Origin of the sequence: Polyangium sp. 6x1, assembly GCF_029946515.1 — a bacterium.
In the GTDB taxonomy this organism is placed as follows: Bacteria; Myxococcota_A; Polyangia; order Polyangiales; family Polyangiaceae; genus Polyangium.
In genome coordinates this window covers 52,953-72,751 of record NZ_JARZHH010000060.1, presented here as the reverse complement: position 1 = coordinate 72,751, position 19,799 = coordinate 52,953, and the positions used below count along the sequence as shown (strand labels likewise).

General features: G+C 70.5%; 12 protein-coding genes and 1 pseudogene. 7 read left to right on the top strand and 6 right to left on the bottom strand.

Going from position 1 to position 19,799, the window contains the following annotated elements; all coding sequences use genetic code 11:
- The 4 genes and pseudogenes from QHF85_RS38060 to QHF85_RS38045 form a co-directional block, all read left to right on the top strand.
- Positions 1–252: pseudogene (locus tag QHF85_RS38060) on the top strand (hypothetical protein); the annotation flags it as partial.
- Positions 245–964, top strand: a complete 720-nt coding sequence (locus QHF85_RS38055; RefSeq protein WP_281332330.1) for a ferritin-like domain-containing protein — start codon at positions 245–247, stop codon at positions 962–964. The pseudogene QHF85_RS38060 and the gene QHF85_RS38055, both read left to right, overlap by 8 nt.
- A gap of 284 nt (positions 965–1,248) precedes the next feature.
- Positions 1,249–2,475 (top strand): macrolide family glycosyltransferase, encoded by a 1,227-nt coding sequence (locus QHF85_RS38050; protein WP_281332329.1) that lies wholly within the window; start codon positions 1,249–1,251, stop codon positions 2,473–2,475.
- Between the two features lie 128 nt (positions 2,476–2,603).
- Positions 2,604–5,264, top strand: coding sequence for a serine/threonine-protein kinase (locus QHF85_RS38045; protein WP_281332328.1), 2,661 nt, complete (start codon positions 2,604–2,606; stop codon positions 5,262–5,264).
- Between the two features lie 435 nt (positions 5,265–5,699).
- Here QHF85_RS38045 and QHF85_RS38040 read toward each other — a convergent pair whose 3' ends face one another.
- Together QHF85_RS38040 and QHF85_RS38035 are read right to left on the bottom strand one after the other, a co-directional pair.
- The gene (locus QHF85_RS38040; protein ID WP_281332327.1) at positions 5,700–5,975 is read right to left on the bottom strand and encodes a hypothetical protein; all 276 of its coding nucleotides are present in this window, start codon (positions 5,973–5,975) and stop codon (positions 5,700–5,702) included.
- A 228-nt stretch (positions 5,976–6,203) separates the two neighbouring features.
- On the bottom strand, positions 6,204–8,744 hold the full coding sequence (locus QHF85_RS38035; protein ID WP_281332326.1) for a C-type lectin domain-containing protein: 2,541 nt from the start codon (positions 8,742–8,744) through the stop codon (positions 6,204–6,206).
- A gap of 227 nt (positions 8,745–8,971) precedes the next feature.
- Here QHF85_RS38035 and QHF85_RS38030 point away from each other — a divergent pair, with 227 nt between their 5' ends.
- On the top strand, positions 8,972–11,596 hold the full coding sequence (locus tag QHF85_RS38030; RefSeq protein WP_281332325.1) for a serine/threonine-protein kinase: 2,625 nt from the start codon (positions 8,972–8,974) through the stop codon (positions 11,594–11,596).
- Between the two features lie 16 nt (positions 11,597–11,612).
- Here QHF85_RS38030 and QHF85_RS38025 read toward each other — a convergent pair whose 3' ends face one another.
- The 4 genes from QHF85_RS38025 to QHF85_RS38010 all read right to left on the bottom strand — a co-directional run bounded on the left by QHF85_RS38025 (position 11,613) and on the right by QHF85_RS38010 (position 15,316).
- Complete coding sequence (locus tag QHF85_RS38025; protein ID WP_281332324.1) at positions 11,613–11,828, bottom strand: hypothetical protein; 216 nt, start codon at positions 11,826–11,828, stop codon at positions 11,613–11,615.
- A gap of 166 nt (positions 11,829–11,994) precedes the next feature.
- The gene (locus QHF85_RS38020) at positions 11,995–13,839 is read right to left on the bottom strand and encodes a sigma 54-interacting transcriptional regulator (protein ID WP_281332323.1); all 1,845 of its coding nucleotides are present in this window, start codon (positions 13,837–13,839) and stop codon (positions 11,995–11,997) included.
- 81 nt (positions 13,840–13,920) lie between these two features.
- On the bottom strand, positions 13,921–14,307 hold the full coding sequence (locus QHF85_RS38015) for a hypothetical protein (protein ID WP_281332322.1): 387 nt from the start codon (positions 14,305–14,307) through the stop codon (positions 13,921–13,923).
- A 16-nt stretch (positions 14,308–14,323) separates the two neighbouring features.
- The gene (locus tag QHF85_RS38010; protein ID WP_281332321.1) at positions 14,324–15,316 is read right to left on the bottom strand and encodes a LysR family transcriptional regulator; all 993 of its coding nucleotides are present in this window, start codon (positions 15,314–15,316) and stop codon (positions 14,324–14,326) included.
- A gap of 243 nt (positions 15,317–15,559) precedes the next feature.
- On the opposite strand from QHF85_RS38010, the gene QHF85_RS38005 reads away from it, so the two are divergent.
- Both QHF85_RS38005 and QHF85_RS38000 read left to right on the top strand, forming a co-directional pair.
- Entirely contained in the window at positions 15,560–16,711 is a 1,152-nt protein-coding gene (locus QHF85_RS38005; protein WP_281332320.1) for an alpha/beta hydrolase, read from the top strand.
- Between the two features lie 96 nt (positions 16,712–16,807).
- The gene (locus QHF85_RS38000) at positions 16,808–19,795 is read left to right on the top strand and encodes a serine/threonine-protein kinase (protein WP_281332319.1); all 2,988 of its coding nucleotides are present in this window, start codon (positions 16,808–16,810) and stop codon (positions 19,793–19,795) included.
- Positions 19,796–19,799 lie beyond the last annotated feature (4 nt).

Sequence of the window (19,799 nt, the reverse complement as noted above, 5' to 3'; positions counted from 1 at the left end):
GCGACGTCCGGCGGCGGCGAAGGCGGCGCGGGCGCGACGTCGGGCAGCGGCGGCGCGGGCGGCGAAGGCGCGACGTCGGGCAGCGGCGGCACGGGCGGCGCGAGCAGCCTCGAATGCTCGCCGCCCCCGGGCAACCCGTCCGATGCTTGCGGCTGCCCGTGCTGCTGGGCCGATAACTGCCTCAATTCGGAGCCGTGCTGCGCTGGATTCTGCGAGGCGGGCAATGCCGGGGCGGGTTGCTGCGGTGGCTGACGTCGGTGCCGCGATGGCGCGTGAAGCCGCGGCGCAGATCTGGCGGCATCGCGCGCGCGCCGAGCTCGAAGCGTCCGCGCGGTTCGAGCGGCTCGCGCGCGAGCTCGCGGCGTGCGACGCCGTGGCTCCCGTGGTCACGATGGCCCGCGAGGCGGCCGAGGACGAGCGGCGCCACGCGCAGCAATGTGCGGCGCTCGTGCGCGAGCTCGGGGGTTTGCCCTTCGAGCTCGGGCCCGTGCCCGCTGCGCGCGTGGTCACGCCCGGCGGGCTCGGTCCGCGCGAGCGGCTTTGCTACGAGGTCGTCGCGATGTCGTGCGTCACGGAGACGTTGAGCGCGGCGCTGCTCGGCGAGCTCGTCGCGCGTGCGACCGATTCGCTGGTGCGCGACACCATGCAGCACATCCTTCGCGACGAGGTCGACCACGCGCGGCTCGGGTGGGCGCACCTCGCGGCCGAGTACGAGCGCGGCGCCCGGGATGTCGTGGGCCCCTCGCTCCCGGCGATGCTCGCCGGCACGATATCCGAGGAGCTCTTCTCTTCCTGGGCGGAGCACCCGGCACAGGAGGCGCTCTCCGGCCTCGGCGCGCTGGATCGCGCCGAGCGGAGGCGGATCTTCCGCGACACCATGTCTCTCGTGGTTTTTCCGGGGCTCGGGCGCTTCGGGGTCGATACGGGGCAGGGGGAAAGGTGGCTCTCGGAGAGGCTTCCGTGAGTCTTCCGCTCCCCGCCGCTATGGCACGGATTGAGCCATCACGCGCGCTCCGCGCGGGGCGAGTTCTCCTCTCCTCGCGACATCCCGCCTCCTCGATCGATTGCAGCATTTCTGCCGCGTGAGCCAAGCGTTCGAGCCCTCGCCCGAGGGGGATGGCGCCGGGCAGACCCCCCGCGGCAAGCCCTCCGCGCTGGCTCCGAGCGCTGGCATCCTGCTCGGCGCCGCGTCGACGTTTGTATGGTACGATGAGCTCGTCACGGCGTGTGTTTGCAAGGAGCTCGAGGATGAGCAAGATCGTTTTCGTCGGAATGCCGGCCCATGGGCACGTCAACCCGACCCTGCCCGTCGTGCAGGAGCTGGTTCGTCGCGGCGAGCAAGTCATCTATTACGTGGCCGAGGAATTCCGGCCGCAGATCGAGCGGATCGGCGCGACGTTTCAGGCCTATCCCGGCGGGACGTTGGCCTCGAAAGACATTGCAGAGGCGATCCAGAGCGGCGACCTCACCCGCGTGGTGCGCGTGATCCTCCAGGCGACCGAGTCGCTGCTGCCCTTCCTGCTCGATGAGCTACCCCAAAAGCAGCCGGACGTGGTCGCGTTCGATTCGAATGCGCTGTGGGGGCGCATGGCGGCGACCAAGCTGAACCTGCCGATGGTCTCGTTGATGACGACGTTCATCCCCAACCCCGCGCAGTTCCCGCGACTGACCCTGCGCGAGTGGATCCACATGTTGCGACCGATCCTGCCGAGCATCCCGGGCGTGGTATCGGCCCGCTCTCGCGTGGTTCGTCGCTTCGGCCAATCCCTGTATCCCCCAAAGCCCACGTTGCCCATGCGCGGTGGGACGAACATCGTGTTCGTCCCGCGAGACTTGCAGCCGGACAACGCGCTCATCGACGAGACCTTTCATTTCGTCGGCCCGACGATCGACCCGGAGGCGCCCCGCGGCGATCTCCCCTTCGACGCTTCAGGGGCAGGACCGTTCATTTATATTTCCCTCGGCACCCTCCATCGAGGGAGCACCGATTTCTGGCACCAGTGTTTCGAGGCGTTCGCTGAAATCAAAGCGCAGTTCATCGTCTCCGTGGGCAAAGGAGCCGATCTTCAGGCGCTCGGAGAGAGCCCGCCGAACTTCATCGTTCGAGACGTCGTCCCGCAGATCGACGTGCTTCGACACGCGGCCGTCTTCATCACGCATGGCGGGATGAACAGTGTCCTCGAGGGGCTGTACCATGGCGTCCCGCTGATTCTGATCCCGCAGCAATACGAGCAGCTCATGACCGCGCTCAACGTGGCGGCCAAGGGAGCGGGCCTCGTTCTTCGCGGGCACATGGCAGGGAAGCGCGTCACCGCAGCGGAGCTGCGCGGCGCGCTGGAGACCATCCTGGCGGAGCCGCGCTTTGGTGAGGCGGCGAAGCGTGCGCAGACGTCGCTTCGCGCGACCGGCGGCTATCGACGAGCCACAGACGAGATTCAGGCATTCGTTGCTCGGTCCGCGCGCCCGCGGACGTGACGCTTCGCGCGACTCCGCCCAGCTCCCCTGCGACGGAGAGATCATCGAGGGCGGATCCCACGGGGGCGAGGCGGCGTGAACGCGTCGGTCGTTTCCACCTCCGACGCTGGATTGGGTACGCTCTCCCCATGGTGAAGCCCGTTCTCTCCGGGTTGCCCACGGCGCCCGACGCGCCGGAGGTCATCTCCGCGGCGTCCCGCGAGGTGCTCCGCGTGGGCCAGATCGTGGCCGGGCGATACGAGGTCACCGCGCGCCTCGGCGCAGGCGGCATGGGCGCGGTGTGGCGCGTGCACGATCGCGCGCTCGACGAGGACGTCGCCCTCAAGGTCATCTTGCCCGAGCGCGTCGGCGATCCCGCGGCGCTCGCGCGGTTTCGCGACGAGGTCAAGATCGCCCGCAAGATCACGCACCCGAACGTCTGCCGTGTCTTCGACCTCGGCGAATCCGAGGCGCTCACGTTTCTCACGATGGAGCTCGTCGAGGGAAGCACGCTCCGGCACCTGCTCGCGGCCGGGCCGCTCGCCCCCGCGCGCGCGCTCGATATGTTCCAGCAAATCACGGACGGCGTCGCCGCGGCCCACGAGCGCGGCGTCGTGCATCGTGATCTCAAGCCCGAGAACGTGCTCGTCCGGCGGGATGGGCGTTGCCTCGTCGCCGACTTCGGCCTCGCACGCGAGCCGGGGATCGGCGCCGCGATCACGGCGGCGGGCGCGATGGGCACGCCCGCGTACATGTCGCCCGAGCAGCTCAAGGGCGAGGCACTCGACATCCGGAGCGACGTGTTTGCCCTGGGCATCCTGGGATATGAGCTCGTCGCCGGGCGATCGCCCTTCGGCCAGGGCTCGCCCGGGACGATCTCGACCGCAATCCTGCGCGGCGACCCTCCGCTCGTCGACGTCCCCGGCCTCGCGGAACCCGTGCTCCAGGGCCTTCGCGAGGTCCTCTCGCGCGCGCTCGCCAAGGAGCCGGACCGTCGATTCGCCTCAGCGGGCGAGCTCGCCGCCGCGCTCGCGCGGGCGCGAGACGCGACGCCGGCCCGGAGCACGCTGCGAGGTTTGTCCGAGCCCGAGGCCTCGCCCGTGCCAATCACATTTCAATGGTGGAAGCTCGCCCTCGTCCCGCCGCTGCTTTTCCTCGGCCTCTTTCTCCTGGCGCAGCTCCCGCGCGGGGACCTTCGCCATTGGAGGCCATTTTCGAAAGAGGACGACGAGGCGCCCGAGCCGCGACCCGCATCGAGCGCGGCGTCGCCCTCGGAGGTGGACGAGCGCGCAGAGCTCGTCGTCCTCCCCTTCGAAAACCTCACGGGGGACGCGGCGTGGAATGGTTTGTCCCTCAGCGCGCCCGAGGTCGTGCGAGCGGGGCTCCGCACGATGCCGGAGGTGCGGCTCTCGGACGTCGCCCCGGCGAATCGAGACGCGGCGAGGGCGGCGGGCGTCGCGTTCTGGGTGCGCGGCAGCGTGCAGCGCGTGGGGGACACGCTGCGGCTCTCCGCGCAGCTCGATCCCGTGGGCGACGAAAAAGAAGCATTGCCGGGCGAGCCCGTCGAGATCGCCGCCGTGGAGGCCGACGTCGCGCGATCGCTCGGGACCCTGCGGAGCCGCGTGCTCGACGAGGCGAGGCTCGTCGTGCGCCACTGGGGCAAGCGCCGCCGCGCGACGCTCGGCACGACGAACGAGGCCGCGAAAAAAAGCCTGCTCACTTATTACAAGATGGTGGGCCCCGGGCCTCGCAAAGAGCATTTTTCCGAGGGGCTGCGCCTGCTCGACGCCGCGATCGCCGCCGATCCAGGGTACGTCCCCGCCCTCGTCGAGCGGGCGCTGCTGCGCTCGATGGGCGCAGGGGAGGGGACGCCGGCCTCACGTTTGGCCGACGCGAATCTCGGAATCGACCTCGCACTCGCGAAAAAGCCGCAGGACCCGATGGCGCTCGTCGCGCGCTGTCGGCTCTTGCAAGTCGCGATCGAAGTGGGCGGCGACAAACCCACCGACGCGGCGATCGAGCGCGCGAAGGCCGCCTGCGAGGCAGCACTCGGGGTCGCCCCGGCGCTCGCGGACGTGTACCTGTCGCTCGCGCGTCTCCAGGACCGCGAATGCCTCGACGAAGCAGCCGTGCTCTCGCTGGAGCGGGTCCTCGAGCAAGATCGAAGCCTGTCGGGGCGCGTGCTCAAGTATTCCGTGAGCCTCGCACTCGCAAACGATCGCACGCTCGTCGCCGAGAAAAAGTCCGAGGAGCTGATCGCATTCCACGAGGAGGAGCGGCGGCTCGGCGTCCGATCGATCACGCGGCGTGCAGGCATTCCGTCCGAGCAGATGGGCGTGTATTTCCGGCGCGGCGTGGTCCTGCTCCGCATCGGGCGGCTCGACGAGGCCGAGCGAGCCTTCGAGCAGGAAATCACCGACGTCGAGGCATTCTCTGGCAGCGCGTGGGCGGAAGCCGCGGCGATCCGCGGGCTCTTGCGCGTGGGCAAGGCGCGGGGAAAAGCCGTCCTGCCAGAGCATCGGCGCAGGCTCACCGAGATCGAGGCGGAAATGCGCGCAAAGATCCCGTCGGATCCGTCGGTCGCAAAGACCATGGTCGGCGCATACCTCTGGGTCGATCCCGAGGCAGCCGTCGAATGGCTCGGGCGCCTCTCGGCAAGGGGCTCATGCGAGGACGCGATCTGGCGAGGCCTCGTGTATCGCGCGGCCGGGAAGACGAAGCTCGCGCGGGAAGCGCTCGCCAGTTGCAGCGCAACCGAGCAATGGGAGAAGCGCTGCGTGGCGAGGATCGAATCGCTGCTCTCGCGCTGAGCATTTGTTTCATCGGGAAGCGCTGCGCTGGGGCTTTGCCCCAGGCCCCACCCGGGGCTGTCCGCCCCGGGACCCGGACCAGCGCCCGCGCTGGACTGAGGGTCGATGAACTGCGCGATGCGCAGTTCATCGAACAGCCGGGGCAAGACCAGCGGGCGACCCTGACAACCGAGACCGCAGTGCTGACGGCTCAATTGGCAACGCGGTCCCACCGGCCTGTGGGAAGAACTGCGCATTGCGCAGTTCGTCCCCAAAGGGTCCAGGGCTGGCCCTGCAAAGAGGGGGCGGACAGCTTGAAAATCTTTCCCCGCATCGACTGCGCTTCGCGCAGTCGATGCCCGGAGGTCCAGGGCTGGCCCTGGTTCGGGTCGAGGGGCGAACAGCCCCCGCGGGGCCCGGGGCAGCGCCCCGGCGCGGCGGCCTCCCGCTGAGACCTCAACCGTTCGGGTCGCCGGCGGACTTGTCGCAGTCGTCCGGCGTCGTGCAGCCGAGGTCTGGCGGGATCGATTGCGTCTCGATGGGCGCGTACATGGTGTCGTCGCAGGGCACTTCGACGGGCTTTCCGTCCTTGCCTGTGGTGAAACAGGTGTTGAATTCGTCGTCGTACCAGATGAGATCCGCGGGCTCGCTCGACTCGGCAAGACAGCCGGTGGTGAAGAGGGCGGAGAGCGTGACGAAGACGAGACCGAGGAGCGACGTGGAGCGAAGCATGGGGGTTTGACCTCTCTCGGGCGCCGGTGCGAGGCGCCTTGTTCGGGGCGAGGTCAAAGCAGGCGGCGTGCCAGGGGAGGCGAGCGGCTCGAATGTGCTGAAATTCTGCGTGGTTTTCGCGCGGGGGGCGCTGCGGGTGGGTTCGGGGCGGGGGATGGATCGATCGGTCGATCGATCGGATGATGCAGGTGGATCGATCCCTTGATCGATCCACCTCGCGGCTGTGCTTCAGGGCGTGATCACGATGGCCATTCCGTCGAGGAGGGCGCCGATGTTCTCCAGGCTCGTGTCGAGGGCGAGGGCCGTGCTGCGGGGCGTCTGGCTCGTGTAGAAGACGGTCCCATTGCGCCGGTAACGCACGGTGTTGCCTGAGACCTCGACGCGGAAGATGTCGTTCTCCGTGTATGTCCCGAAGGCGCCCTTGTCCCACGGGCCCTCCTGGATCCGGACGAGCGGCGCGCCGCTCGCGTCGTGGGTCAAGTAAATGCCGTATTCGATGTCGCTCCGGCTCTCGTTGGAGTTGCCCGTCCCGAGGCCGGCGGCCTTCTTTGCGGATACCTCTGCTGCGGAGAACTCGGCGTAGCCATTCTGCCCGAGCGCGATCCCCTGCCGCGATACCGCTCCGCCGACGGCGCTCGTCCCGGCCACGCTTTCGAGCGCGCCGTCCGTGGCGAAGACGTATCGGACGTCGTCCCAGAAGCCCGGATGGATGCACTTTGCGTCATTGAGCCCGCACGTCACGACCTTCGTGTCCACGAGGACGGCGCCGATGGTTTCGAGGCTTGTGTCGAGGCGCAGATCCGTGGTCGGCGCGGTCCGGCTCGTGTAGAAGGGCACGCCATTGCGGAGATAACGCACCTCGCCGGAGAGGACCTCGACGCGGAAGACGTCGCCCGCGGCGTACGTCCCGAAGCTGCCCTTGTCCCACGGGCCTTCCTGGACGCGGATCAGCGGCGCGCCGCTCGCGTCGTGCGTCAGGTAAATGCCATACTCGATGTCGTTCCGGCTCTCGTTCGTGTTGCCCGTCCCGAGGCCGGCCGCTTTTTTCGTGGTGACGTCGAGCACGGTGAACTCCGCATAACCGTCCGCGCCGAACGGGATCGACGCGCGCGAGATGGCCCCGCCAATGGCGCTCGTGCCCCACACGCTCTCGAACTCGCCGTCCGTGGCGAAGACGTACCGGACGTCGTCCCAGGGGCCAGGGTCGATGCACGCCACGTTGCCCGGCTTGCACGTCTCGAGCGCCGCGTTCGTGACCGTGGCGCCGGGGTCTTCGAGGCTCGTGTCGAGCCGCAGATCCGCGTTCGGCGCGGTCAGGCTCGTGTAGAACGGCACGCCATTGCGGAGATAACGCACCTTGCCGGAAAGGACCTCGACACGGAAAACGTCGTTCGCGGCGTACGTCCCGAAGCTGCCCTTGTCCCACGGGCCCTCCTGGACGCGGATCAGCGGGTTTCCGCTGCCGTCGTGGGTCAGGTAGATGCCATACTCGATGTCGTTGCGGCTCGCGTTCGCGTTGCCGGCGCCGAGGCCGGCGGCCTTTTTCGTGGTGACCTCGCCGGTCGAGAACTCCACGTAGCCATCCGATCCGAGCGGGATCGATTTGCGGGAGATGGCGCCTGCGACCGCGTTGCCGACGCGACGCAGGTTGTTTTCGCGCGCCAGCGCGTACACCACGTCGTCCCAGAACCCGGGCTTCACGCAGCCGATCTCGTTCGTCACGCAGCCGTGGACGCGCGCGTCGGCGAGGAACGCGCCGGCCCCTTCGAGGCTCGTGTCGAGGAGCATGCCCGCCGTGGGCGCCGTCGCGCTCGTGTAGAAGGGGAGTCCATTGCGGAGATATCGCACCTTGCCGGAGACGACCTCGACGCGGAAGACGTCATCGGCCGCGTACGTCCCGAAGCTGCCCTTGTCCCACGGGCCCTCCTGGACACGAAGCTCCGGCGCGCCGCTCGCGTCGTGCGTGAAGTACATGCCGAACTCGATGTCGCTTCGGCTCGTGCCCGTGTTCCCCACGCCGAGGCCCGCGGCCTTCTTCCACGTGACGTCGCCCGGCGAGAACTGCACGAATCCATCGCCCGCGCCGATGTTCCCCGACGAACGCGCGCCGCCCGTCCCCGCGGCCGTCCTTTCGATGCGCGTCCCCGAGGGGTTCGTCGCATTGACGAGCTCGACCCAGCCGACGGGATCCTGGAGCTCGCAGAATGTCTTGTTCGTCCAGCCGCAGTTGAGGTCGTTCCACTTGCCGGTGTCCCACATCATGCCGCAATCCTCGTTGCCGGCATTGTTGGGCTCGTACGTCGACCAGTTCAAAAACGACGCGGAGAAGCCGTTCGACCAGCGGTAATCGCCCTCGAAGACCCGGTCGTTCAGATCGATCCAGAACCCTTGCGTGCCCACGGCGAACGGCTGCAAGAAATCGTTCTCGGCGAGGCCCTCGACGCGGGCGAGGCCGTAGCCGCGCCCCTCGCACATCGCCTGCGCCGTCGCGTGATCGAGCTGGTTCTGGCAGACGCGGTACTCGTGGCCGCCGTGCACGTACGTCTGGCAATCGCAGATACCGTCCTCGTCGATCCGGTCGTCTCCGTCGTCGTCGATGCCATTGCAGGTCTCCGTCGCGAGGGCCTGCGAATCCTCGCCAGAGAAGGCCTCGTCCTCGGCGTCGGGCCCGGCGGCGCAGCCGGCGAGCGGCAGGGCCGAGAGCGCGAGCGGGGCGGCGAGGAGCAGCGTGCGGAGCGAGCAGCGGAAGAGACGCGTCGTCGAGAACATGGCGAAAGACCTCCAGGGAGCCGTTGCCTCCGCGCCGTTCGTCGGGCGGGGTGGCTCGTCGTTCGCCGCGAGCCATTGCCTGAACCGTGCCAGCCTCGAATCGAGCGGAAATCGTGGGTTTTTCGAGGGAGATGCCCCGCGCGGGCCCCGGGGACGTTCGAACCGCCCCGTCGATCGAACGATCGACCGATCGATCGCCTGATCGATCGGGTAGAATCGGTCGATCCATGACGAGCCCAACGAGCAACCCCACGGCGCCCGAAGCCCCGGAGGTCATCCGTGTGCCGTCCAGGGAGCTCCTTTCGTCCGGACGCGTGCTCGCGGGGCGTTACGAGATCCGGGGGCGGCTCGGCGCGGGCGGGATGGGGGCCGTGTATCGCGCCCACGATCGCGAGCTCGACGAGGACGTCGCCCTCAAGATGGTGCTCCCCGAGCGGCTCGACGAGCCGAAGACACTCGCGCGTTTCCGCGCCGAGGTGAAGCTCGCCCGCAAGATCACGCACCCGAACGTCTGCCGCGTCTTCGATCTCGCCGAGGACGAGGGGCTTCTCTTTCTCACGATGGAGCTCGTCGAGGGATCGACGCTGCGCGAGCTCGTCGCCGCCGGCCCGATCGAGCCCGCCCGGGCGCTCGATCTGCTCCAGCAGGTGACGGACGGCGTGGCCGCCGCGCACGAAAAGGGGATCGTCCACCGCGATCTCAAGCCCGAGAACGTGCTGCTGCGGCGGGACGATCGGTGCGTCGTGGCCGATTTCGGGCTCGCGCGGGGCCCCGAAAACGGCGTATCGACGGCCTTCGGCGGGGCGGGGACGCCCGCGTACATGTCGCCGGAGCAAATGCGCGCCGAGCCGCTCGACGTGCGCTCGGACGTGTTCACGCTCGGGATCATCGGCTTTGAATTGCTCACCGGGAAATCGCCGTTCGCCGCGGATTCGTCGGACGCCGTGACCACCTCGATCCTGCGCGCGGCCCCGCCGCCGCTCGCGGTGGCGGGCTTGCCGGACGGGACACGAAAGGCCGTCGAGGCCGCGCTCGTCAAGGCCCTGGAAAAGCGGCCCGAGGATCGATTCGCGTCCGCGGGCGAGCTCGCGGCGGCCCTCGCCCGCGCGCGCCGCGGAGGCCCGGAGACCCGCAGCACGCTGCGCGGGGTATCCGACGGGGCCGCGCCGCCGCCGGCTCCCGCCGAACGAATCAATCTTTTGGGAGGCCGCAGGCGCGGCGTGATCGCGGCCGCGGCGGTGGTGCTCGTCGTCGTCGCAGGCGTTTTCCTTTTGCGCCGGAGCACATTCGACCGGACGGTGACGGCACCTCCGCCGAGCGCCGCGGCCGCACCGACCGAGGATGAGCGGGCGGCGATCGTGGTGCTTCCGTTCGAGAACCTCACGGGCGATCCCGCGTGGGAAGGCCTCGCGAAGAGCGCGCCGGAGGCCCTCCGCGGCGTGATGCGCGCCATGAAAGAGGTGCGGCTCGTCGAGACGACGAACCCAGATCCGGCCGCCGCGCGGAATGCGGGCGTGACCTTCTGGATGCGCGGGAGCGTGCAGCGAGTCGGGACGCGGATCCGGCTCTCCGCGCAGATCGAGCCGCTCGGCGCGGAGGCGGGCGCGGCGTCGGGAGAGCCCATCGAGATCGACGACGTCGAGGCCGATCCGCGCGCCGCCCTCGCGGAGCTGCGCCAGCGCGCGCTCGACGAGGCGCGGCACTCGGCGCGCGCGTTCGAGCGGCGACGCCGTGCCTTGCGAGGGACGAACGTCGCCACGGCGCGGGAAAAGTTCCTCGCGTACGAGGCGATGATCGGGCCGGCGCCGAAGCCCGAGCATTTCGATCGGGGCCTCGCGCTGCTCGACGAGGCGATCGCCGCCGATCCCGCGTACGTCCCGGCGATCGTGGCCCGCGCGCACCTCGCCTGGCAAGGCGCCGGGCCCGGGACGGACGCGACGCGCATGGCGCGCGCGCTCGACGAGCTCGGCCTGGCCCTCTCCCTCGCGCCTTCCGATGGGCTCGCGCACGAGACGCGCTGTCGCATCGCACGCGGCGCGACCGAGCTCGCGGAGCGACGGACGGATCGGGCCTTCGAGCAGGCGCTGGAGGCGTGTACGCTCGCCTTGCGGGTGTTTCCCACGTCGGCGGAGGCGCGGATCGCGCTCGCCCGGCTGGAGGATCGGCGGTGCCGGGACGAGGAGGCCATGCGCTTGCTCGAGGAGAGCCTCGAGCTCGATCGGGCCGTCTCCGGCCGCGCGCTCCGCTACCTCGTGACGCTCGCCTTGCAGGGCGACAGGCTCCCGATCGCCGATCACGCGAGCGCGCGGCTCGTCGCGTTCCAGGAGGAAGAGCAGCGGCTCGGGCCGCGCGCGCTCGGCCGGCGCGCAGGGATGCCGCCCGTGCGGGGCGCGCATTTGTTCCGCGGGGTGACGCTCCTCCGGCTCGGAAAAACCGACGCGGCGGTGGAGGCATTTCGGCGCGAAATGGTCAATGCGTCGGCGAGCAAGGGCGACGCGTGGGCCGAGGCGGCGGCGATCCGGGGCCTCGTGCGGATCGCGTCGCAAAAGCGCGAGGCGCCGGCCGAGGATCTCGCGCGGCGGCTCGATCGAATCGAGGCGAGCTTCCGTGCGCAGACCGGGGGCGCGAGGACCCTGGCGAGCGCGTATTCGTTCGTCGATCCTGCGGCGGCGCTCGCGTGGATCGAGCCGCCGAGCGAAAAGGACGGATGCGAAACGGCCTTCGACAAGACACTCGCGTATCAGGCGGCGGGCAAACTCGATCGGGCGCGGCAGAGCCTCGCCACGTGCAAGCCCGTGTTCGCCTGGGAGCGCTCGTGCGTGGAGGCGCTCGCGCCGCAGCTCGGGCCCTGACGCGCCGCCGGGGCGGTCAGTGCTCGGCCGAATTCTTGGGGTCGCAGTTGTCGACCTGACAGCCCGCGTCCGGGCCGCGCAAGGTCGCTGGCTCTGCGCCGCGCGTTTTGGCCGCGGTCGGCGCTGCCGCGGTCGGCGCGACCACGGGTTTGGCTGCGCCGCCGGCACAGCCGCTCACGAGGAGCGCCGCGAGGGCCATCGAGGGGAGGATCCTGTGCGCGCCGTGTTTCATACGTGTACGTTCTCCAGTTCAAAGGGGCCATCGGCCCGGCGCCGGCTCGGAGCACGGCGCATGCCAAGGCTCTCACTCTCGCTCGCCCGCGGCCGCGTGGCAATCGTCGTTGAGGACGATGATCGTTTGATCGATTCGATCGATCAAACGATCATCGCCGCGCCGCTCACTCCTCGTCCTTCCCGGATTCGCCCATCAGCCGATCCACGCGCCGCTTCATCATGATGCGCGTGATCCCGAGCAGCCGCGCCGCCTCGCTCACGTTGCCTTTCGCCCGGGACATGGCCTCTTCCACGAGCATCTTCTCCGTCGGTTCGAGCTCGGCGAATTGCTCGGCCAGGCTCTTGCCGCGCGGCTGCCCCGGCTTCGGCCGCGCTGCGCCGAGCCGCGGCGAGAGATCGTGCGCGTCCACGAGCGCGCTGTCGGCGTTGATCACCGCGCGCTCGACCTCGTTGCGCAGCTCCCGCACGTTGCCCGGCCAATCGTGCCGGAGGAGCGCCGCCTGCGCCGCCTCGGAGAAACCCTCGATTCGTTTGCCCATCGCGGAGGCCGATTTGCGCATCAGCGCCGTCGCGATGAGCAGGACGTCGCCCTCGCGCTCGCGCAGCGGCGGCACCTCGATCTCGACGACCGCGAGCCGATAATAGAGATCTTCGCGGAACCGCTTTTCCGCGATCTCCTTCATCAGGTCCTTGTGCGTCGCGCTCACGACGCGCACGTCGACCTTCTGCGTCCGCTCCGCACCGAGCGGCTGGATCTCGCCCTCCTGCAGCGCGCGCAGGAGCTTGGCTTGCGCCGGCAGCGCGAGATCGCCGATCTCGTCGAGGAACAACGTCCCCCCGTCCGCGAGCGCGAACTTGCCGCGTTTCTTCGCGACCGCGCCCGTGAACGCGCCCTTCTCGTAGCCGAAGAGCTCGCTCTCCAGCATCGTCTCCGGGATCGCGGCGCAGTTCAGCGTCACGAACGGCTTCTCCGCGCGCGCGCTCGCCTCGTGCAGCGCCCGCGCCACGAGCTCCTTGCCCGAGCCGCTCTCGCCCCGCACGAGCACGTTCGCGTGCCCCGCCGCCCCGTATTTCGTGATCTGCGCCCGGAGGCGCGTCATCGCGCCGCTGCGGCCGATGATCTCCTCGGCGATACCGCCCCCCGTGAGCGCCTCCGCGATGGCCTCCGCCCGCTGGTAGCGCTCGGCGCTCTCCAGGGCCGCGCTGACGAGGTGCCCGAGGGCCGTCAGGTAGGCGAGATCGTCCGGCCCGAAGCGCTCCGCCTCCTGCCGATCGTCGACGTAGAGCAGCCCCACCGGCCGCGCCGAGAGGCCGAGCGGCACGGCCATCGCCGACACGATGCGCTCGCGGTGCATCGTCTGAAGCCCCGCGTCCCGCAGCGCGTCGCGCACGATCACCGCCTCGCGCCGGCCGAGCGTCGCCTCCAGCACCGCGCGCGACAGCACCACGTCCGCCGAGGAGCCGCGCCGCGCCCGGCAGAAGCGCCGCACGATCCCGCGCGTCGCGTCGCCGAGCCCCACGAGCGCGCGCTCGCCGCCGAGCACGTCCACGATCGCCTCGAGCATCTCGCCGAGCATGACCTCGGTGTCGCCCATCGCCCCGATCGCGCGGCTCACGTCGAAGAGCAAGGACAGGCGCCGATCCGCCTCGGCCTTGCGCGGCGGCGGCCCCGCGGCCGTGACCTGGTGGTGCACGATCGCCCGCTCGTCCTCCTCGTGCAGCTCGAGCAGCACGTTGCCGATCTGGATCCGGTCGCCATCGGCGAGCGCGTGCGCCGTGATCGGCTCGCCATTCACCCGCGTGCCGTGCCGCGAGCCGAGATCACGCACCTCGAAGCCTTTTTCGGTGCGCGTCAGCGTCGCGTGTTGCCGCGAGACCTGGGTGTCATCGAGGACGAGCTCGTTTTGCTCGTGCCGCCCGATGCGCAGGACATCCGGGAGCGGCACGGAATAGGCCATCTGGCCCGGCTTGCGCACGACGAGGTGGGGCATGAAGGTCCTCGTGTGCATCGTAGAACATCGTTCTCCCCGGCTGAACGATGTTCTCGTATGTGTCGCAACGAAAGTTCGTCGGAGCGAGGTTCCTTGCGATCAGGCGGGCGGGTCAGGGACCGGATAGGGCGCGGGCGGCGCGGGGACGGGGTATGCGGCCGGCGGCTCGGGCACCGCGTAGGCCTCGGGCGCAGCCGGGACCGGATACGTTTCCGGTGGAATGGGCGGCACGTACGGCGCGGCGGCGGGGGCCGAGGGCGAAGGGGGCGCGGCGGCGAGGGGGCGCGGCGCGAGCGGTGACTCCGGGATCACGGGCGGCGGGGGAATGGGCGGCGCCGCGGGGACGCGCGGGCCCTCGCCGGCGGGCGGAACGAGCCTTGGCACCTCGACCTCGGGAATGGGCGGCATGGGCGGCACCTCGACGTACGGGATCGCGGGGAGGGGGGCCTCAATCGCCTTCGGTTCCGGCGTGCTCGCGTCGCTCATGACGCGTTTCACTGTGTCACGAGGCGTGCTCGGGGGCGAGCGGGGCCTTCGGGCTTCGGGCCTTTTTCTCGCGCGCCCCGCCCCTCGCCTGGGTGAGCGGGCGCGCCGCGCGCACGAGCGCGTCGCGCAGCCAGCGCGCGCCAGGATCCTCGTGCGTCCGCTCGTGCCACATCATCGTCATCGTGACCGGCGCGAGATCGAGCTCGGGCGGCGGCTCGAACGTGCCGAGCGGCAGGAGCGCGGTGAACGTGGCGGCGACGTGGGCGAGCATCGTCGTCACGTGATTCGAGGTCGCCACGATGTGGGGCACGACCAGGAAATGGGGGACGGTGAGGGCCACGCGCCGCACGAGGCCTTTCTTCGCGAGCGCGCCGTCCACGATCCCGCCCGGCTTCCCGCGCGGGGACACGAGCACGTGCGAGAGCTCGGCGTACGTGGCGAGATCGAGCTTCCCGCGCGCCTTCGGGTGATCCGCGCGCGCCACGCCGACGAACGTGTCCTGGAAGAGCGGCACGCGGCGCACGTCGAGCGGCAACGATTCGTGCTCGAAGCGCCCCACGGCCACGTCGATCTCGCCCTCGCAGAGCGAGTCGACCGCAGGAGGGACGCCGATGGGCAGGATGTGCAAGGTGAGGTTCGGCGCCTCGGCGGAGAGGATCTCTTCGAGGGCGGGCAGGAGGACGAACTGCACGTAGTCCGTGGCCCCGAGCTTGAGCGTGCGCCGGCTCGTCTTCGGATCGAACGAGGGCAGCGGCGCGAGCAGCCCTTCGAGCTCCTCGACGACGGCCCGGGCGCGGGGCACGAGGGCCTCGGCGCGCGGCGTGAGCGTCATGGCGCGCCCCACGCGCACGAGCAGCGGATCGCCGAGCGTGTCGCGGAGGCGGGCGAGCGCGTGGCTCATCGCCGGCTGGCTGATCCCGATCCGCCTGGCGGCCTCCGTGACGCTGCGCTCCTGGAGAAGGGCGTCGAGGGCGACGACGAGGTTCACGTCGATGCCTGCAAGATTCATCGCCCCGAACATGGCTACACGATCCCCGCGGAGGCGCCAATCCCCCTGGCACTTATGGAAGTACATCCATAATTCGGCTCGAAGCGAGCGGCGCGATGTACGGCACGTGGCGCAAGCTGCTCGCGCGGCGAGGGCGTCGTCTTGAACACGCTGGCGAATCGTGTTGACCCCCTCGTAAGGAATCCCGTATTCGTTGCTGAACGGACGTTCGTTTACCTTCTCCTATCCCCAAGGAGCAGCCCCATGCGTACTTCCCTTGCTTGGATGCTCGTGTTCGTTCCGCTCCTCGCGTGCGGACAGGCCGTGGAGAATCCGGGCGACGGCTCCGGAGGCAGCGCCGCGGCGGGCGGCGCACCGGGCACCGGCGGAGGCGGCGCCGGCGGGGCCGGAGGTGTGGGCGGAGGCGCGGGAGAAGGTGGCGCCGGCGGCACGGGTGGTGCCGGAGGCGCGGGCGGAGCGGATCCGGGCCTGTACTTCGTCGACCTCGATTTGCCGGCGGCCTCCACGCCGCCGATTGCCACGGACGGCCTCGATGTGACGTTTTACGCCGACGTCGCTTATGGCTCGGACCCGCTCCATCGCTTCGACATCTTCGTGCCGAAGAGCGCCGGGCCCACGCCGCTTTTGATCTTCATCCACGGCGGTGGTTTCACCGGCGGGGACAAGGCCCAGAATTACAACGCGAAGATCGCGGGCGTGCTCGCCCAAGGCGTCGCCTTCGCGAGCCTGAATTATCGGCTGATCGAGCCCGTGGATACCGAGGGCGTCGCAAAACCCTTGGGAGACTGCCGGCGTGCATTGCAGTTCCTCCGGTATCACGCGAGCGAGCTGAACCTCGACGCGAGCAAGGTCGCGCTCTCGGGCGGATCCGCGGGCGCGGGCACCAGCCTGTGGCTCGCGTTCCACGACGAGATGGCCGTCGACAACATCGACCCCGTGGCCACGCAATCGACACGCGTGACCGCCGTCGCCGCGAACGCCACGCAGGCGACGTACGATTTGATCAAATGGGAGACGGTCGTCTTCAAGGACTTCGGCCTCTCGATGGTCGAGACCGCCACCGCCCTGGGCCTCGAGCAGCGCTTCGCGTCGTTTTACGGAATGGCGTCGATCGATGCGCTCGACACGCCGCCCATCCAGGCCTATCGCGCCGACGTCGACATGCTCGGGCTCCTCAGCGCCGACGATCCGCCCGTCTACGTGCACAACCAGCTCGCGACGCAGGAGGCCCCCAAGAACACGAACGAGCTTTTCCACCACGCCTACCATGCGCGCGCGGTCCTTACGGCCGCGCAGGCTGCGGGAGTCCCGGTGGTGGCCAAGATCGAGGCCCTCGGCGTGGACACCACCATGGGCCAGGACGAATGGACGTTCCTCCTCGGCAAGCTGAAGTGACACCGCTGCGGCCCTTCGATGGCCGCCCGAACCGACCCTGCTAGAACGTCGATCGATTTGGCCCAGCGAGCGGAGCGCCCTCACGATTGCCCCCGCATGGCCGAGGGGCAAGAGTGCCTCGACGAGAACACGATCGTGGCCCTCCTCGGCCGCGCGCTGCCGTCCGATCGCCGCGCCGCGATCGAGGCGCACGTGGACGACTGCGAGGCGTGTCGGGTGCTGCTCGCGCAGACGACCGAGCTGCTTCTCTCGACGGCCCTGTCGGCGTCACGCTCCGACGCCCACGCGCCAGGGGAGGAGGGCCTCGGGCCGAGCACGAAGCTCGGGCGGTACGTGACGCTGCAGCCCATCGGGGCAGGCGCGATGGGGGTGGTGTACGCGGCGTACGATCCGGACCTCGATCGCAAGGTGGCGCTGAAGCTCCTCCGCCGGGAGTCGGGGCGATCGGCCGCGGAGATGCAGGCGCGGCTCCTGCGGGAGGCGAAGGCGCTGGCGCGGCTGTCGCACCCGAACGTGGTCGCGATTTACGACGTCGGTACGGTGGACGATCGGGTCTTCATCGCGATGGAGTTCGTCACGGGGACGACCCTCGGCGCGTGGCTGCGCGAGGCCCCGCGGTCCTTTCCCGAGGTGCTCCGGGCGCTCTTGCACGCGGGCCGTGGGCTCGCCGCCGCGCACGAAGCCGGGCTCGTCCATCGTGACTTCAAGCCCGACAACGTCCTCGTGGGCCGCGACGGTCGCGTGCGCGTGACGGACTTCGGGCTTGCGCGGAGCTCCCTCGTGGAGGAGGTGGCCACGCGGGGCGAGGCGGGCGCGCCGCTCCCCGAGCTCTCGCAGACGAGGGCGTTCGTCGGGACCCCCGCGTACATGGCCCCCGAGCAGATGCGAGGCGAGCCGATCGACGCGCGGGCCGACATCTGGAGCTTCTGCGCCACGGCCTACGAGGCGCTCAGCGGCGAGCGGCCCTTCGAGGGGGACACGGTGGAGGCGCTGCTCGAAGCGCGGACCGCGGGGCGCGTCCGTGAGCCGCGCACGTCCCGGATCCCGCCGCGGCTCCGGAAGATCCTTCTGCGCGGGATGAGCGCGCGGCCGGAGGATCGATACCCGACGATGGAAGCGCTGCTCGCGGATCTGTCGCGGGATCCGCGGGCCACGCTGCGTCGGGGCGCCGCGGCGGCGCTCGTGCTCCTTGTCGCGGGCGCGGCAGCGGCGGCCGTCTCGGCCTCGCGAGGCTCGCGCGCCGGGCCCGAGCAGCTCTGCACGGGCGGCGAGGCCCATTTCGCCGCGGTCTGGCAGGACGAACGAAGCCGGCTCTTGCGTGAGCACTTCGGCGCGTCGGGGCTGCCCTTCGCCGAGCGCGCATCCGAGGGCGTGGACGAGGCGATCTCCGCCTATGGCCGCGCGTGGGCCGGGATGCACCGCGACGCCTGCGAGGCGACGCGGATCCGGGGCGAGCAATCCGAGCATCTGCTCGACGTACGCATGCAATGCCTGTCGCGGCGCCTGCGCGAGGTGGACGCGGCGGCAGGGCTCCTCGTGTCGGGCGACGCGAAGGTCATCGAAAACGCGCTCCAAGTGGTCTCCGGCCTGACGCCCGTGACCGTGTGCGGCGCGGCCCAGGTGCTCGACGGGGAGGAGGGCTCGCCGCTGCAGGACGAGGCGCGCGCGGCGCTCGACGCGGACCTCGCGCGGGCGCGATCGCTGCGCGACGCGGGCAAGTACGCCGATGCGCTCGACGCGGCGCGCGCCGCCCTCGCGGGGGCGCGGGCGAAGGCGAGCCGCGGGCACGAGGCCGAGGCGCTCCTCATCGCGGGAGAGATGACCGATCGGCTCGGCCGCATCGACGAGGGGGCGCGGCTGCTCGAGGAGGCCGCGGCCGTCGCGGTCGAGGGTCGCATGGACGCGCTCGGCGCGCGTGCCATGGGCGCGCTGATTTACGTCGTGGGGAGCCGAAAGGCGCAGATCCAGGCCGGGCTCTCGTGGGAGCGCCTGGCCATCGCGACGGTGAAGCGCGCCGGCGCGCCGCCGCTGCTCGAGGCGGCCGTGCTGCATCGGGCCGGCGTCACGAAGCACGCGGCGGGCATGCTCGCCGAGGCGGAGGCCGATCTCGCGCGGGTCATCGCGTTGCGCGAGCAGGAGCTCGGCCCGGATCATTTCGAGCTGGCCGCGGCGCTCGCGGACGCGGGCAGGGTGCTGCGCGAGCGCGGCGAGCGCGCACGGGCCCGATCGACCTTCGAGCGTGCGCTCGCGATCCAGGAGCGGAGCCTCGGCCCCGATCACCCGCAGGTCGCCACGACGTTGCGCTTCCTCGCGGACCTCGACGGGCGCGAAGGGCACTTCGACGACGCGATCACCCGGCTCACGCGGACGCTCGTGATCCAGGAGCGGGCGCTCGGTCCCGCGCACCTCGACGTCGCCTACACGCAAAACGCGCTCGCCAACGCGCACCTCGACAGCGGCGCGCCCGACAAGGCGCTCCCGCTGTACGAGCGCGCGTGTGTAATGGGCGAAAAGACCCTCGGCGAGAGCCACCCCGACGTCGGCATGTGCCGCATGAACGTCGCCCTCGCGCTCATCGCGCAGGGCCGGCCGAAGGAGGCGCTCGTGACCCTCGAACGATCGCTCGTGATCGTCGAGGCGAAGCTCGGGCCGACGCACCCCAACGTCGCGCTCATCGAGGGCACGATGGCTCATGCGATCGAGGAGCAAGGGCGCTGCGCCGAGGCCCTGCCGCATTCCCGGCGCGCGCTCGCGATCCATGAAAAAGCCCTGGGCGAGCGCAACGCCGAGTTCGCCGACATCCTCGTGGGGCTCGGCCGCTGCCTGTCGAAGCTCGGGCGCGCGCATGAGGCGCTCCCGCCGCTCGAGCGCGCCGTCTCGATCCTCTCGTCCCACCCCGGCGCTCCTGCCGAGCACGCGCGCGCCTCGTTCACCCTGGCGCGTGCGCTCTGGTTGGTGGGCACGAAGCCGCGCGCGCTCGCGCTCGCCGAGGAGGCGCGCCGTCGCTTCGCGGAAGAGCCTCGCCGGAGGGCCGCGGACCTCGCCGACGTCGACGCCTGGCTCGCGGAGCGCCGCGGACGCTGAGCCG

What these genes read in the sequence shown, in the direction of transcription:
- QHF85_RS38050 (WP_281332329.1), top strand. Translation starts at nt 1,249, where the DNA reads ATGAGCAAGATCGTTTTCGTCGGAATGCCGGCCCATGGGCACGTCAAC.
- QHF85_RS38045 (WP_281332328.1), top strand. Translation starts at nt 2,604, where the DNA reads ATGGTGAAGCCCGTTCTCTCCGGGTTGCCCACGGCGCCCGACGCGCCG.
- QHF85_RS38040 (WP_281332327.1), bottom strand. Translation starts at nt 5,975, where the DNA reads ATGCTTCGCTCCACGTCGCTCCTCGGTCTCGTCTTCGTCACGCTCTCC.
- QHF85_RS38035 (WP_281332326.1), bottom strand. Translation starts at nt 8,744, where the DNA reads ATGTTCTCGACGACGCGTCTCTTCCGCTGCTCGCTCCGCACGCTGCTC.
- QHF85_RS38030 (WP_281332325.1), top strand. Translation starts at nt 8,972, where the DNA reads ATGACGAGCCCAACGAGCAACCCCACGGCGCCCGAAGCCCCGGAGGTC.
- QHF85_RS38025 (WP_281332324.1), bottom strand. Translation starts at nt 11,828, where the DNA reads ATGAAACACGGCGCGCACAGGATCCTCCCCTCGATGGCCCTCGCGGCG.
- QHF85_RS38020 (WP_281332323.1), bottom strand. Translation starts at nt 13,839, where the DNA reads ATGCACACGAGGACCTTCATGCCCCACCTCGTCGTGCGCAAGCCGGGC.
- QHF85_RS38015 (WP_281332322.1), bottom strand. Translation starts at nt 14,307, where the DNA reads ATGAGCGACGCGAGCACGCCGGAACCGAAGGCGATTGAGGCCCCCCTC.
- QHF85_RS38010 (WP_281332321.1), bottom strand. Translation starts at nt 15,316, where the DNA reads ATGAATCTTGCAGGCATCGACGTGAACCTCGTCGTCGCCCTCGACGCC.
- QHF85_RS38005 (WP_281332320.1), top strand. Translation starts at nt 15,560, where the DNA reads ATGCGTACTTCCCTTGCTTGGATGCTCGTGTTCGTTCCGCTCCTCGCG.
- QHF85_RS38000 (WP_281332319.1), top strand. Translation starts at nt 16,808, where the DNA reads ATGGCCGAGGGGCAAGAGTGCCTCGACGAGAACACGATCGTGGCCCTC.